Annotated in this window: 13 protein-coding genes; 5 read left to right on the forward strand and 8 right to left on the reverse strand. The window is 71.6% G+C overall.

The annotated features are described in order from the left end of the window. Nucleotides 1-565: 565 nt before the first annotated feature. A complete protein-coding gene (soxR, locus tag CEK65_RS11460) occupies nt 566-1,003 on the reverse strand; it encodes a redox-sensitive transcriptional activator SoxR (protein ID WP_010344143.1) in 438 nt (145 codons plus the stop codon). Nucleotides 1,004-1,104: 101 nt separating this feature from the next. Here soxR and CEK65_RS11465 point away from each other — a divergent pair, with 101 nt between their 5' ends. Continuing rightward, nucleotides 1,105-2,490, forward strand: a complete 1,386-nt coding sequence (locus CEK65_RS11465; protein WP_152181803.1) for an MFS transporter — start codon at nt 1,105-1,107, stop codon at nt 2,488-2,490. 147 nt (nt 2,491-2,637) lie between these two features. Here CEK65_RS11465 and CEK65_RS11470 read toward each other — a convergent pair whose 3' ends face one another. Further along, nucleotides 2,638-3,438: a cobalamin-binding protein gene (locus CEK65_RS11470; protein WP_152181822.1), complete on the reverse strand. Its 801-nt coding sequence runs from the start codon at nt 3,436-3,438 to the stop codon at nt 2,638-2,640. A 70-nt stretch (nt 3,439-3,508) separates the two neighbouring features. Continuing rightward, nucleotides 3,509-4,108 carry a pyridoxamine 5'-phosphate oxidase gene (pdxH, locus tag CEK65_RS11475; RefSeq protein ID WP_017910874.1) on the reverse strand — a complete coding sequence of 200 codons (600 nt, stop codon included), beginning with the start codon at nt 4,106-4,108 and terminating at the stop codon, nt 3,509-3,511. A 133-nt stretch (nt 4,109-4,241) separates the two neighbouring features. Here pdxH and CEK65_RS11480 point away from each other — a divergent pair, with 133 nt between their 5' ends. Next, nucleotides 4,242-4,784 (forward strand): shikimate kinase, encoded by a 543-nt coding sequence (locus CEK65_RS11480; RefSeq protein ID WP_010344147.1) that lies wholly within the window; start codon nt 4,242-4,244, stop codon nt 4,782-4,784. Continuing rightward, complete coding sequence (gene aroB / locus CEK65_RS11485) at nt 4,781-5,890, forward strand: 3-dehydroquinate synthase (RefSeq protein WP_152181804.1); 1,110 nt, start codon at nt 4,781-4,783, stop codon at nt 5,888-5,890. Before CEK65_RS11480 ends, aroB begins: the two co-directional genes overlap by 4 nt. 79 nt (nt 5,891-5,969) lie before the next feature. Here the strand turns inward: aroB and CEK65_RS11490 are convergent, their stop codons facing one another. The 5 genes from CEK65_RS11490 to CEK65_RS11510 all read right to left on the reverse strand — a co-directional run bounded on the left by CEK65_RS11490 (nt 5,970) and on the right by CEK65_RS11510 (nt 13,095). Further along, on the reverse strand, nt 5,970-7,415 hold the full coding sequence (locus tag CEK65_RS11490; RefSeq protein WP_152181805.1) for an efflux transporter outer membrane subunit: 1,446 nt from the start codon (nt 7,413-7,415) through the stop codon (nt 5,970-5,972). Beyond that, nucleotides 7,415-10,615, reverse strand: a complete 3,201-nt coding sequence (locus CEK65_RS11495) for an efflux RND transporter permease subunit (protein WP_152181806.1) — start codon at nt 10,613-10,615, stop codon at nt 7,415-7,417. Before CEK65_RS11495 ends, CEK65_RS11490 begins: the two co-directional genes overlap by 1 nt. Next, nucleotides 10,612-11,733, reverse strand: coding sequence for an efflux RND transporter periplasmic adaptor subunit (locus CEK65_RS11500; RefSeq protein ID WP_226980554.1), 1,122 nt, complete (start codon nt 11,731-11,733; stop codon nt 10,612-10,614). Before CEK65_RS11500 ends, CEK65_RS11495 begins: the two co-directional genes overlap by 4 nt. A gap of 418 nt (nt 11,734-12,151) precedes the next feature. Beyond that, nucleotides 12,152-12,475, reverse strand: coding sequence for a cupin (locus tag CEK65_RS11505; protein WP_152181807.1), 324 nt, complete (start codon nt 12,473-12,475; stop codon nt 12,152-12,154). Continuing rightward, nucleotides 12,472-13,095 carry a cysteine hydrolase family protein gene (locus CEK65_RS11510; protein ID WP_152181808.1) on the reverse strand — a complete coding sequence of 208 codons (624 nt, stop codon included), beginning with the start codon at nt 13,093-13,095 and terminating at the stop codon, nt 12,472-12,474. The genes CEK65_RS11505 and CEK65_RS11510 overlap by 4 nt, the downstream gene beginning before the upstream one ends. 92 nt (nt 13,096-13,187) lie before the next feature. Between CEK65_RS11510 and CEK65_RS11515 the strand changes: the two genes are divergently transcribed. Together CEK65_RS11515 and CEK65_RS11520 are read left to right on the forward strand one after the other, a co-directional pair. Beyond that, nucleotides 13,188-14,141 (forward strand): helix-turn-helix domain-containing protein, encoded by a 954-nt coding sequence (locus tag CEK65_RS11515; RefSeq protein WP_152181809.1) that lies wholly within the window; start codon nt 13,188-13,190, stop codon nt 14,139-14,141. 63 nt (nt 14,142-14,204) lie between these two features. Beyond that, on the forward strand, nt 14,205-14,459 hold the full coding sequence (locus CEK65_RS11520; RefSeq protein ID WP_010344159.1) for a WGR domain-containing protein: 255 nt from the start codon (nt 14,205-14,207) through the stop codon (nt 14,457-14,459). Nucleotides 14,460-14,469: the final 10 nt, after the last annotated feature.

A 14,469-nucleotide genomic window follows, 5' to 3' on the forward strand; every position in this document is an offset into this window, starting at 1 on the left:
CCGGCAGGAGAACCGGAGTGCGGCGGCGCTGACTCCTACTCGTGCTTGCTGGCACTGCGGCTAAACGGCCTGCCGCACTCCGCTCTCACCTACAACGATAGACCCTTATTTGACACAAGCGGCTCTTGTCCCCTGTTTGGGATCAGCCGCGACTGGCGTTACCGGGAATCCCCGGTCGCTGCTGCAACCGCGCCTACGGAAAGATCGATAGACCGACCGGCGCAGAGCGAGCGCAGTCAATTGCGGGAGGGACTTCAGTCCCGACGCGGTAGCGGCGGACGTCGCGACATTGGCCGGACGGTGCATGCAGTCGGGACTGAAGTCCCTCCCACATCGTGGCGCCATCGCGGGTCGTGGAAGCGGCTTTTGTCGCCTGTTTGGTAACAGCCGCGACTGGCGGCGTTATCGGGAATCCCCGGTCGCGGCTGCAACCGCGCCTACGGAAAGATCGATAGACCGACCGGCGCAGAGCGAGCGCGGTCAATTGTGGGAGGGACTTCAGTACCGACGCGGTAGCGGTGGACGGGGCGATATTACGCGCGGCGGCTGCGCACACACGCAGCGCTCACTCCTCCGCCCAGCGCTGCGGACCATCGCCGTGCGCGGCCAGGGTGTCGGCCGGGTTGCTGAGCCGGCAGCGGCGCAGCGACAGGCAGCCGCAGCCGATGCAGTCGGTGAGCTGGTGGCGCAGGCGGGTCAGCTGCAGGATGCGCGCGTCCAGTTCCTCGCGCCACACCGCCGACATCCGCGCCCACTCGGCGCGGGTCGGGGTGCGCGCGTCGGGCAACTGCGCGAAGGCGGCCTTGACGCTGTCCAGCGGCACGCCGACGCGTTGCGCCACGCGGATCACCGCCAGCCGGCGCAGCACGTCGCGCGTGTAGCGGCGCTGGTTGCCGGCGGTACGCATGCTGCGGATCAGGCCCTTGCTCTCGTAGAAATGCAGCGCCGACACGGCCACACCGCTGCGCGCAGCGACCTGCCCCACGCTCAGTTCCTCCTGCATCGCTTGACCTCGAGTCCGGTTGAGGTTGCATGCTGCACGGGCTGCACGCGCCCACGCAAGTCGCCACCGGCAGACGTCCACCCGTTTTCCCAGGTACACCGATGCAAGACCACGCCACCACCGCCACTGCTCCACCCGCCCCTGCCGCTGCCGGCTCCGTGCTGGCGCCGGCCTACCGCGCCACCACCGTCGGCATGGTCGCGCTGGTCTCGCTGATCGCCTTCGAGGCGCTGGCGGTGGCCGCGGCGATGCCGACCGTGGCCCGCGAACTGGACGGCCTGCGGCTGTACGCGCTGGCCTTCGGCGGGACCCTGGCCACCAGCGTGATCGGCATGACCGTGGCCGGGCGCTGGAGCGACCTGCACGGGCCGGCGACGCCGCTATGGACCGGCCTGGCCTGCTTCGTCTGCGGCCTGTTGCTGGCCGGCTTCGCCCCGTCGATGGGATTCCTGCTGGCCGGCCGGCTGGTGCAGGGCCTGGGCGCCGGCGCGATCTCGGTGGTGCTGTACGTGCTGGTCGCGCGGCTGTATCCGCAGGCGATCCGCCCGCGCATGTTCGCCGCGTTCTCCGCCGGCTGGGTGGTGCCGTCGCTGATCGGCCCCAGCATCAGCGGGCTGATCGTCGAGCACGTCGGCTGGCGCTGGGTGTTCCTGGCGGTGCCGCTGCTGGCGCTGCCGGCGGCGGCGCTGCTGTGGCCGGCATTGCGGCGCCTGCCGCCCGCCGCCAGCACGGACGGTGCCAGCGGCGCGGCGCGGCGGTGGTCACTGGGCGCCGCGGCCGGCGTCTGCCTGCTGTATGTGGGCGGCCAGCAGCGCGGGCTGTGGGCGGCGCTGCTGCTGCCGTCGGCGCTGGCGCTGCTGGCGCTGTGCACCTGGCGGCTGCTGCCGGCCGGCACCCTGCGCGCCGCGCGCGGCCTGCCCAGCGTGATCGCGCTGCGCGGCATCGCCGGCTCGGCGTTCTTCGGCTGCGAGGCGTTCCTGCCGCTGCTGCTGTCGCGCGAGCGCGGGCTGTCGCCGGTGTGGGCCGGCGTTGCACTGAGCGCCGGCGCGCTGGGCTGGTTCGCCGGTTCCTGGTACCAGGGCCACTACGGCCGCGACGCCACTCGCCTGCGGCGGCTGCGGCTAGGCTGCACGCTGATGGCGCTGGGCATCGCGGCCACGGCGCTGGCGCTGCTGCCGGCAGTGCCGGCAGCGCTGGCGATCGGCGGCTGGACCGCGACCGGCCTGGGCATGGGCCTGATCTACCCGACCCTGGCGGTGCTGACCCTGACCCTGTCGCCGCCGGCGCGGCAGGGCCGCAACAGTTCGGCGCTGCAGTTGAGCGAGGCGATTGCGGTGGCGACCACGCTGGCGGTCGGCGGCTCGCTGTTCGCCGCGCTGCTGGCGTACTCGGCCGCGGCGGCCTACCTGTCGACTTTCTCCGTCGCCGCGCTGATGGCCCTGCTCGGCCTGGGCATCGCCGGCCGCACCCAGCCCATGCCTGGCTAACGGAATGGCCGCGTGCGGCGCCTGCCGCGGCGTGGCGGCGTGCGCGACAAGGAGGATCGCTGAAGCGGCGATCCGTCCATGGCCGCACGACGACGCGGCCATGCATGCGCGTTGCGCACGTTCGGATGGTGGCCTGGCAGCCCCGCCCTAGCGCGCGCCCACACCCCTGGCCCAGGCCTGGACGATGTCGGCGATGGCACGCACGCCGTCGGTGAGGGCCGCCGGCCCCGGCTGCAGGATCAGCGGCGACTTGATCTCGAACAGTTGCCCGTCGCGCACCGCCGGCATCGCCGACCAGCCAGGCCGCGCGGCGACGCGCTCGGGACGGAAGCGCTTGCCGCACCAGGAGCCGAGGATGATGTCCGGCGCGCGCCGCACCACCTCGTCGCCGTTGGCCAGGATCCGCGCCTTGGCCAGCGGCTGCACCGACAGTTCCGGGAACACGTCCTCGCCGCCGGCGATGCCCACCAGTTCGGCCACCCAGCGGATCCCGGTGATGATGGGCTCGTCCCATTCCTCCAGGTACACCCGCGGCCGCCGCGGCAAGGTGGCGGCCTGCGCGGCGATGGCATCGAGGCCGCGCTGCAGTTCGTCGGCGTAGGCATTGGCGCGTGGCCCGGCGCCGACCAGCGCGCCGAGGCGGCGGATGTAGTCGAGGATGCCGTCGACACTGCGATGGTTGGCGATCCACACCTCCACGCCATGCCGTACCAGGTCGGCGGCGATGTCGGCCTGGATGTCGGAGAAGCCGATGGCGAGGTCCGGCTGCAGCTTGAGGATCTCGCCGATCTTGGCGCTGGTGAAGGCGCTGACCTTGGGCTTGTCGCGGCGCGCCTGCGGCGGGCGCACGGTGAAGCCGCTGATGCCGACGATGCGCTGCTGTTCGCCGAGCGCGTACAGCGTCTCGGTCGGCTCTTCGGTCAGGCAGACGATGCGCTGCGGCCCCATGCTCAGCGCGCCCCGCCCGAGCACGCGCGCACCGCGGCGGCGGTGCCGCGGCAGGCGGGGCCGGCGCCGCTCACGGGAACAGCATCCGCTTGCTCCAGTGGCCGGCGGCGTCGGCCTCGTAGCGCCAGCGCTCGTGCAGGCGGTACTTGGCGCCGTACCAGAACTCGAAGCTGCGCGGCACCACGCGGAACCCGCCCCAGCCGTCCGGGCGCGGCACCTCGCGGCCCTCGAAGGTGGCCTCGGCCTTGGCCACGCGTTCCTCGAATTCCTCGCGCGAAGCCAAGGTGCGCGACTGCGCCGAGGCCCAGGCGCCGATCTGGCTCATGCGCGGGCGCGAGGCGAAATAGGCATCGGCCTCGGCCGCGGCGACCAGTTGCACCTCGCCGTCGATGCGCACCTGCACCCCGTCCTCGCGCATGCGCCGCCACAGGAACAGCAGCGAGGCCTGCGGATTGGCCTGCAGCTCGCGGCCCTTCTGGCTGTCCAGGTGGGTGTAGAACACGAAGCCGCGCGCGTCGTAGGCCTTCAGCAGCACCACCCGCGACGAGGGGCGCGCCTCCAGCGTGGCCGAGGACACGACCATGGCGTTGTATTCGGCCTCGTCGCTGGTGCGCGCCTCGGCGAACAGGTCGGCGAACGTGGAGAGGGCTTCGGCGTAGAGATCGGGCATGGCGACAGGCACTCGGCGGACGATCCCCCATTGTCGCGCCATGCACCGCGCGACGCACGCTTCGCCGCGCAAGGCCCCGCGCACGCGCCTGCGCGGCGCGCGGGGCGGCGTCGGTCTCTGCTAGCATCGGCGGATGAATCCCGCCCCCAACCTGGTGCTGGTCGGCCCGATGGGCGCCGGCAAGAGCGTCATCGGTCGCCGCCTGGCCGAGCGCTTCGGCCTGGTCTTCGTCGACAGCGACCAGACCATCGTCGAGCGCACCGGCGCCAGCATCGCCTCGCTGTTCGAACACGCCGGCGAAGCCGGTTTCCGCGAGCACGAGCGCGCGGTGCTGGAAAGCATCCTGAGCACGCCCGGCCACCTGATCTCCACCGGCGGCGGCGCCGTGCTCAACGCCGACAGCCGCCGCGAGATGCGCGAGCACGGCTTCGTGGTGTACCTGCGGGTGGGCGTGGCCGCGCAACTGCAGCGCCTGCACCGCGACCGCAGCCGCCCGCTGCTGCAGCGTGGCGACCGCGAGCAGGTGCTGCGCGACCTGCACGCGGTGCGCGAACCGCTGTACCGCGAGGTCGCCGACCTGATCCTGGACACCGACCACCTCACCCCGGCCGAGGCCACCGCGCAACTGGTCGTGCGCCTGGCCGCGTCGTGGAAACTTCCGGAACCCACTGCATGACCGCAGCATCGCGCACGGTCGAGGTCGCTGGCGACCCGGCCTACACCATCCACATCGGCCCCGGCCTGCTCGACGACGGCGCCGCCCTCGCCGCGCACGCGCGCGGCCGCCACGTCCTGCTGCTCAGCGACAGCCAGGTGGCGCCGCTGTATGCGGCGCAGGTCCGCAGCGCGCTGTTGGCGGCACGCCCGGAACTGCAGATCGGCGACTTCGTGATCCCCGCCGGCGAGGCCTCCAAGACCCTGGACCACTTCGCCGCGGCGATCGCCGCGCTGGCCGCCCTGGGCGCCACCCGCGACGCCTGCGTGCTGGCGCTGGGCGGCGGCGTGGTCGGCGACCTGGCCGGCTTCGCCGCCGCCTGCTGGATGCGCGGCGTGGATTGCGTGCAATTGCCGACCACACTGCTGGCGATGGTCGATTCCTCGGTCGGCGGCAAGACCGCGGTGGACATCCCGCAGGGCAAGAACCTGGTCGGCGCCTTCCATCCGCCGCGCGCGGTGCTGGCCGACACCGCCGCGCTGCGCAGCCTGCCGCCGCGCGAACTGCGCGCGGGGCTGGCCGAGGTGATCAAGTACGGCGCCATCCGCGACCCGCTGTTCTTCGAATGGCTGCATGCCGAACGTCGCGCGCTGCTGGCCGGCGAGCCGGCGGCGCTGGCGCAGGCGATCGCGCGCAGCTGCGAGCACAAGGCCGAGATCGTCGCCCGCGATCCGCTGGAAAAAGGCGAGCGCGCCCTGCTCAACCTCGGCCACACCTTCGGCCACGCCATCGAGACCGAACAGGGCTACGGCGCCCCGGACAACGCCAACCTCAACCACGGCGAAGCGGTGGCGGTGGGCATGGTGCTGGCCGCGGAACTGTCGGCGCGGCTGGGCATGGCCAGCGCGCAGGACACGGCGCAACTGCGCGCGCTGCTGCACGACTTCGGCCTGCCGACCGCGCTGCCGGCCGGGCTGGCGCCGGAGGCGCTGCTGGCGCGCATGCGCCTGGACAAGAAGAATGTGGCCGGGCGTCTGCGGCTGGTGCTGTGGCGCGGCATCGGCCACGCCGAGATCGTCCCCGACGTGGACGAGGCGCAGGTGCTGGCGGTGCTGGCCGCCGGCTGAAACACGGGCGCGCCAAGCGACCGGCCGCTGTTGTTCTCCGCAGCGGCACTCGCGCACCCGTCCATGCGGCTGCGCGGGCTCAGCGCGGCCCGGGCTCCAGCGACGCGTCCCCGCCCAGGGTGCGATACAGCGTCACCCGATTGGTGGCCGCGGTCAGTTCCACCGCGACCAGACTGCGCTGCGCGGCGTAGTAGCTGCGCTGCGCATCCAGGTTGGACAGCGCGCTCTCCACGCCCTCGCGGTAGCGCTGCGCGCTGGCGTCGTAGGTGTTGGCGGCATCGGCGAGGAGCGCGCGCTGCGCCTGCACCTGCGCATCGATGGTGCCGCGCCGGGCCAGGGCATCGGCCACTTCGCCGAAGGCGGTCTGCACGGTCTTTTCGTAACCGGCCACCGCGGCATCGCGCTGCGCCTCGGTGTAGCGCACGTTGGCGCGCGCCGCGCCGCCATCGAACACCGTGTAGGCGACGCCGGCACCCACCGACGCGGTGCGCGCATCATGGGTGAACAGCTGCGACAGCGCGGTGCTGGTCAGGCCCAGCAGACCGCTCAGGCTGATGCTGGGAAACAGCGCCGCGCGCGCCGCACCGATCTGGGCGTTGACCGCACGCAGTTCGTATTCGGCCTGCACCACGTCGGGCCGACGCAGCAGCACGCTGGTGTCCAGGCCGGCCGGCGGATCGCCGATGCTGGCCGCGACCTCCTCGATCGAACCCGGCAACAGTGCCGGATCGACCGGAGCGCCCACCAGCAACTGCAGCGCATTGACGTCCTGCGCCAGCGCCGTGGTCTGCGCGGCCAGGTCGGCCTGCGCGGCATGCAGCACCTGGTTGGCCTGGTCCAGGTCCGAGTGCGGCACAATGCCGCCATCCACTCGCTGTGCGGTCAGCGCCACGCTTGTGCCGGCGCTGCGCACGGTGTCCTGCGCGAGCGTCAGCAGGCTGCGGTCGCTGGCATAGGTCAGCCAGGTCGTGGCGATGTCGCCGACCAGGGTCAGGCGCGTGGCCCGGGCCGCGGCTTCCTGTTCCAGGTAGCGCTGCTGCGCGGCCGCGCTCAGCGCGTGCAGACGGCCGAACAGATCCAGTTCGAACGCGTTGACGCCCAGGCCCAGGTCGTAACTGCTGGCATAGCCCGCCGCCGGTGCGGCCGCTGCGTTGCCGCCCTGGGTCGTGTCGTTGCCCGGCGCCGCGCCCTTGCCGCGATAGGAGCGCGTATAGGTCGCGCTGGTCCCCACCTCCGGCAGCAGGGCCGCGCGCTGGATCCGGTACTGCGCCCGTGCCTGAGCGATATCGGCGAGCGCGATCCGCAGGTCGCGGTTGTGGTCCAGCGCCTGCGCGATCAGCGCCTGCAGCCGCGGGTCGGCGAACACCTGCCGGTAGCTCAGCGACGGCAGCGTGGCCTCGTGCTGCGCCAGGTAGGCATCGCCCACCGGCCACGACGGCGGGATCGGTGCGGCGGGACGCACGTAGGCCGGGGTCAGGCTGCACGCCGACAGCAGACACGCGGCGCCAAGCGCGAGCGCGCGCATCAGGCCGGCTCCGGCAGCGTCGGCGCCGACGGCGGCGCGGCGCCGTTGCGACGTGCGCGGCGGCGCGCCAGCCACTCGGCCATCGCGATGTGGAAGGCCGGGGTCAGATACAGGGTCAGCGCCTGCGAGAACAGCAGGCCGCCGACCACGGCGATGCCGAGCGGGCGCCGCGCCTCGGCGCCGGCGCCGAAACCCAGCGCGATCGGCAGCGAGCCCAGCACCGCCGCCAGGGTGGTCATCATGATCGGGCGGAAGCGCACCGTGGCCGCTTCCAGCATCGCCGCGCGCGGCTGCTGCCAGCGCGCATCGCCCGAGCGCTCCAGGTCCAGCGCGTAGTCCACCATCATGATGCCGTTCTTCTTGACCAGCCCGACCAGCAGGATCAGGCCGACGAAGCTGAAGAGATTGAGCTCCTGACGGAACAGCACCAGCATCAGGATGGCGCCGAACCCGGCCAGCGGCAGCGAGGTCAGGATGGTGATCGGGTGCAGCGCGTTCTCGTACAGGATCGCCAGCACGCCATAGATCAACAGCACGGTGATCAGCAGCAGCATCGGCAGCGTCTTCATCGAATTCTCGAAGGCCTGCGCCGAGCCGGCGAACTGGCCGCTGATGGCGCGCGCGTCGTCCTTGCCCAGGGTCTGCGCCATCAGGTTGCCGATGCCGGCGGCGGCCTCGCCGAGCGACACGCCCGGCGCCAGGTTCATCGACAGGGTCACCGCCGGCAGGCCGGCGTAATGGTTGATCGCCACCGGCCCGACGCCCATGCGCACGTCGGCCACCGCGCGCAACGGCACCATCGGGCCGCCGGCGGCGGTCAGCACCGCGCTGGTGCCGGAGCTGCTGTTGGAGGTCTGCGTGCCGATCGCGGTGATGCCGGGATTCTGGTTGCCGTTGAACGACAGCGCATCCAGGCCGTTGAGGTCGGCCTGCGCCGCGGGGTCTACCTGCAGCAGCACTTCGTACTGATCGGTGTCGCCGTAGATGGTGCTGATCTTGCGGCCGCCGTAGGCGCTGGCCAGGGTGTCCTGCAGGCCAGCGGCGGTGACGCCCAGCGCGGCGGCCTGCTCGCGGTGCAGCACCACCTCGATCTCCGGGTTCTTGAGCTGCAGGTCGCTCTGCGGATCCTGCACGTCGCGCAGTTGCCGCAGGCGCTGCAGGATGCTGTCGGACTGGGCGTACAGCGCCTTCTGGTCGGTGGACTGCAGCACGTACTGCAGCGATCCGTTCGAGGCCTTCGGCCCCATGTCGATCGCCGGCGGATTGCGCATGTTGAGGGTGATGCCCTGGATCGCGGCGACCTGCTTGCGCACGTCCTGGATCACCTCCTCGGCGCTGCCGCTGCGCTCGGACAGCGGCTTGAGCCCGATCAGCAGGCGCCCGCTGTTGCTGAGCGAATTGTCCGAACCGATCACCGATTCGACGTTGGCCACGTTGGGATTGCGCTGGATGATCTTCACCACCGCCGCCTGCTTGGCGACGAAGTCGGCGAAAGCGGTGCCCTCGGGCACGCGGGTGTCGCCGTCGATCTTTCCCGAATCGACCTGCGGAATGAAGCCCTTCTCGACCACGGCGTAGACGCCGGCGGTGCCGACCAGGGTGGCCACACCGATGACGCACATCAGGCCGATGCGCTCGGTCGCCCAGGCCAGCGAGCGCGCGTAGCCGCGTTCGCTGGCCTCGACCAGCCGGTCGAAGCGCTCGAACACCCAGCCAGCACTCTTCTTCGGGTCGAGCCAGCGGCTGGCGAGCATCGGGGTGAGGGTCAGCGAGACGATGCCGGACAGGATCACCGCGATCGCGATCACCATGCCGAACTCGGAGAACAGCCGCCCGACCAGCCCGCCCATGAACACGATCGGCAGGAACACCGCCGACAGCGACACCGTCATCGACAGCACGGTGAAGCCGATCTCGCGCGAGGCGGCGATGGCCGCGTCCATCCGGCTGGCGCCCTGCTCGGCGTGGCGGACGATGTTCTCGATGACCACGATGGCATCGTCGACCACGAAGCCGACCGACAGGGTCAGCGCCAGCATCGAGATGTTGTCGAGGCTGAAGTGCAGCAGGCGCATCACCGCGAAGGTGCCGATCAGCGAGGTCGGCAGCACCAGCGCCACGATCAGGGTCGCCATCCAGCTGCGCAGAAACAGCAGGATCACCACGATCACCAGCACCAGCGAGCCGACCAGGGTCCACTCCACGTCTTCCACCGAGGCACCGATGTAGTCGCCGCGGTCGTAGAGCACGTCGAGCTGGGCGTCGCCGGGCAACTGCGCGCGGATCCCCGGCAGCGCCGCCTGGATGCCCTGGGTCACCGACAGCGTGTTGGCGCCGGGCTGGCGGTGGATGTTGATCTCGATCGCGCGCTGGCCGTTGAGCGAGGCGGCGGTCTGCAGGTTCTCGACGCTGTCCTCGGCATGGCCGACGTCGCGCAGGCGCACCGGCGCACCGTCCGCGTAGCTCAGCACCATGGCGTCGAAATCGGCCGCGCGCTTGAGCTGGCCGTCGGCGCGCACGGTGTAGGACCGCGCGCGCCCCATCAGCGTGCCGGCCGGCGCATTGCTGTTGCCCGCCTGCACCGCCGACACCACTTGGTCGAAGCCCAGGTGGCGGGCGGCGAGCAGGTGCGGATTGACGAACAGGCGTACCGCGTACTTCTGCGCGCCGTTGACGTCGATCTGGCCGGCGCCCGGCACCGAGGCCAGGCGCAACGCCACGCGGTCTTTGGCGAACTGGTTGAGCAGCGGCAGCGCGATGGTCTTGGAGCGCAGGATCAGGTGCATGATCGGCGCGGCGCTGGGATCCTCCTTCTGGATCTGCGCCGGATTGATCTCGCGCGGCAGCAGGCCGGCCGCCTGCGAGACCGCGTTCTGCACGTCCTGCGCGGCGGCATCGACATTGCGGCTCAACGCGAACTGCAACACGATGCGGGTACTGCCGACGCTGCTGGTCGAACTCATCGTGTCCAGCCCGGGCAGGCCGCTGAACTGGCGCTCCAGCGGCGTCGCCACGGCCGCGGCCATGGTCTCGGGATTGGCGCCGGGCAGCGACATGTTGACGGTGATGGTCGGGAAGCTGACGTCGGGCAGCTCGCTGACCGGCAGCGCGAAGTAGGCCATGCCGCCGGCCAGCACCAGCGCGATCATCAGCACCGAGGTCATCACCGCGCGGCGGATGAACAGCGCCGACAGATTCACGCATGCCGCCCGGTCGCCGCCGCGGTCGGCGTGGCGTGCTGGTTGCCGGATTGCACCGCGCTGCCGTCGCGCAGTTCGTTGGGCACGGTGAGGATGACGCGGTCGCCCGCGCGCAGGCCCTTGGCGATCACCGCCTGCCCGTCGACCATCCGCGCCACGGTCAGCGGCCGCGACACGGCATGGCCCTCGACCACGCAGTACACGTACGGCCCCTGCTGTCCCTGCTGCAAGGCGCTCTCGGGCACCGACAGCGCCTGCGGGTCCTCCGCCAGGATCACCCGCACGGTGACGAACTGCCCCGGCCACAGCGTGGCGCCGGCGTTGGCGAAGCGTGCGCGCAGCTCCAGCGTGCCGCTGCTGGTGTCGAAGGCATTGTCGAGGAACGCCACCTCGCCGCGATCCAGCAGCGTGCCCTTCACCGCATCCAGCGCCAGCACCGGCAAGCCCAGGCCCTGGCGGCCCAGTGGCGCCGCCCGCACCGCGTCGACCTGCACATGCGCCAGGGCGAAGCGCACCTCGATCGGCGTGCTGACATTGAGCGTCACCAGCGCGGTGCTGGACCCGCTGGACACCAGGTTGCCCGGCTTGACCGCGATGGCGCCGGCGCGGCCGTCGATGGGCGCGCGGACCTGGGTGTAGGCCAGCGACAGCTGCGTCTGCTCGACCTGGGCCTGGTCGGCGGCGACGGTGCCGCGCAGCGAGCGCAGTGTGTCGGCCGCGGTGGTGTAGGTCTTGGGATCGACCGCGCCGGTCCTGGACAGCTTGGCGTAGCGCGCCTCGGTATCGGCCGCATCCGCCGCCAGCGCCTGGTCGCGGACAAGCGTGGCGCGCGCCTGCGCCAACGCCGCCCGCAGCGGACGCGGATCGATGGTGAACAGCAGTTGCCCGGCGTGGACCTGCTCGCCGTCATGGATCAGCACCGACTGCAGCACCCCGTCGGCCTGCGCGCGCACCTCCACGGTCTGCGGCGACAGCAGCGTACCGGAGGTCTCGATGATGTCCGGCACCCGGTGCGGCGCGACGGTCATGGTCTGCACGCGCAATGGTTCGGGCGCCGGCGCGGGCTGCTGGCGGTGCGCGTGCCAAACCCAGCCGCCGAGGATCAGCAGGCACAGCACCGCCAATCCGGCGAAGACAGTGACCCGACCCAGGCCGCACGCCGTGCGTGGCGTTTGATAAGCGCTCGCGCGACGACGTGGCGCGCGCAACGACATGACGTCGTCGGAAATGGCAGCAGGCCGCGCGGGATCCCGTCCCGCGCCGACCTCGGGGTGCTGCCCAGGGAACCGCCCATCGCTCTGGCTTCGCATACCGGCCGCGTCCGCACTCGTGGTGAATGGCGATGCCGTGACACCAGGATCTCTGTGCGCACGCAGCGGCATAGCCTGTCCCAATGACGCCAGATCGACAGTGATGACTCCGTGATAGAACGCACATCAGAACGCGCAGTGTGCGTCGCCCTGTACACACGTCATCGACAGCGGCACGTCCCAGGTACCATCGCGGCGCCCGCCGGCCAGGAGCGGATCCCGGCAATCACGGACTGCCGTCGCGCTCCACCACCAGCACCCACGCCGGACCCTGCGGGTGCGCCACATGCTCGGTGCCTTCCGGCGCATGGAACACGTCGCCGGCTTGCAGCAGCGCCGCCTGCTCGATGCCCTGCACGCGCCAGCGCATCTGCACCTGTCCGTCCAGCACCACGAATACTTCCGCCCCGTCGTTGACGTGCCAAACGTACGATTGGTCGGTCCAATGGATGCGCACGCCGATGCCATCCAGCCGCGCCACCGGCAGCGCCTCCCAGGCGCGGCTGCCGGTGAACTCGCGCGCACGCAGCACCCGCGGCATGCCGCTCATGCCAGGTCCCGCGCGCGGCGGTTGGACTGCAGCACGTTGTCGTGCGGCAGCGGTAGTCCCGCCTGCACCGCCGCGATCCACTGCGCGGTGTCGGCGACTGCAGCGAAGTTGCTGTGGAACACCACCCCGAACACCCGGTGGATCTCCTCGGCGCTGGCCTGGCCGGCGGCGTTGGCGTAAGGCAGCGCGCCGCTGGCGTCGCCCAGCACTTCCACCGCCAGCCCGCGATGGAAGGCCTCGTACACGGTGGAGGCGTTGCAGTTGTGGGTCATGTAGCCGGCCACGGTCAGCGTGTCGATCGCGTGCTGCTGCAGCCAGGCGGCCAGGTCGGTGTCGGCGAACACGCTCGGCCGGGTCTTGCGCAGCAAACGCGCATGCGGCCGCGCGGCGACCTGCGGGTGCAACGCCCAACCGGCGCTGCCGTCGGCGAACACCGGTGCCTGTGCCGGCGCGGTGTGCTGCACCACCAGCACCGGCACGCCGTGCGCCTGCGCCGCGTCCATGGCCTGCAGGATGTTGGGCAACGACTGCGCCATCGGCGGATGCGCAATGGGCAGTGCGCCGTCGAAGTACTCGTTCTGGACATCGATGACCAGCAGGGCGCGGCGGTGAGAAGACATGCGGTGGCTCCGGGGCGAAGGAGCGGCCAGTGTCGGCGGCCGCACCTGCGCCGACGAGTGGCCCGAAACACCATTTTCGCTAAAATCGGGCCATGTCGCCGCATCGCATCGCCGTGGTCGCCTTCGACCGCATCAGCCCCTTCCACCTGGCGGTGCCCTGCCAGGTGTTCGAGGCGCGGCCGGACACCGACCTGCCGGCCTTCGACCTGCGCGTTTGTGCCGCCGAGCCGGGGCTTCTGCGCACCGACGCCGGCTTCGCCATCCATGTGCAGCACGGCCTGGAGGCGCTGGACGGTGCCGACACGGTGATCGTGCCGTCCTGGCGCGATGCCGCCGAACCGGCACCTGCGGCGCTGTGCCAGGCGCTGCGCCGCGCCCACGCCGCCGGCGCGCAGGTGGTGGGCCTGTGCCTGGGCACCTTCGTGCTGGCCGACGCCGGCCTGCTCGACGACCGCCCCGCCACCACCCACTGGGCGGCGCTGGCGCGCTTCGCGCAGCGCCATCCACAGGTACGGCTGCAGCCGGACGTGCTGTACGTGGACGACGGCGACGTGCTGACCTCGGCCGGCACCGTGGCCGGCATCGATTGCTGCCTGCACCTGGTGCGGCGCCGCCACGGCGCCGACGTCGCCAACCGCATCGCCCGGCGCCTGGTGGTGGCGCCGCATCGCCAGGGCGGGCAGGCGCAGTACATCGAACAGCCGCTGCCGGCCAGCCGCCGCGACGCCCAACTGGGCCCGACCCTGGACTGGATGCTGCAGCGCCTGGACCAACCGCAACGGCTGGATGCGCTGGCCGCGCACGCACGGATCAGCCGACGCAGCTTCACCCGGCAGTTCCGCCAGGTGACCGGGACCACCGTGGTGCAGTGGCTGGCGCACCAGCGCCTGGTCCGCGCCCAGCAACTGCTGGAGCGCACCGACCTGCCGCTGGAGCGCATCGCCGCCGACTGCGGCTTCGGCAGCGCCGGCGCGCTGCGCCTGCAGTTCACGCGCGACCTGGAGTTGCCGCCGTCGGCATATCGCCGCGGCTTCCGTGCCGGCTGAGCGGCCGCAGCGTTCCGCCGACCGGGCCACGTCGCCTGCACCGGCACCCGCTACAATCGACGCATGCGCGTCTTCCTCCAGCAACGCCCCGACGGCAACGAGCCGCCACGCTACCTGCAGCTGACCCTGCAGCCGGACCTGCTCGGCGGCTGGGAACTGTTGCGCGAGAGCGGCCAGATCGGCGGCCGTGCGCAGCTGCGGCGCGAGCTCTACCTGCAGCAGGAAGACGCCAACGCCGCCTTCGAGAAAGCCCGCGACGCCCAGCTCAAGCGCGGCTTCCAGGTCATGTTCACCCGTGGCGCCGACGCGCCGCGCTAAGGAATCCCCC

Origin of the sequence: Xanthomonas sp. LMG 12459 (genome assembly GCF_009192905.1) — a bacterium.
GTDB classification, from domain to species: Bacteria; Pseudomonadota; Gammaproteobacteria; order Xanthomonadales; family Xanthomonadaceae; genus Xanthomonas_A; species Xanthomonas_A sontii.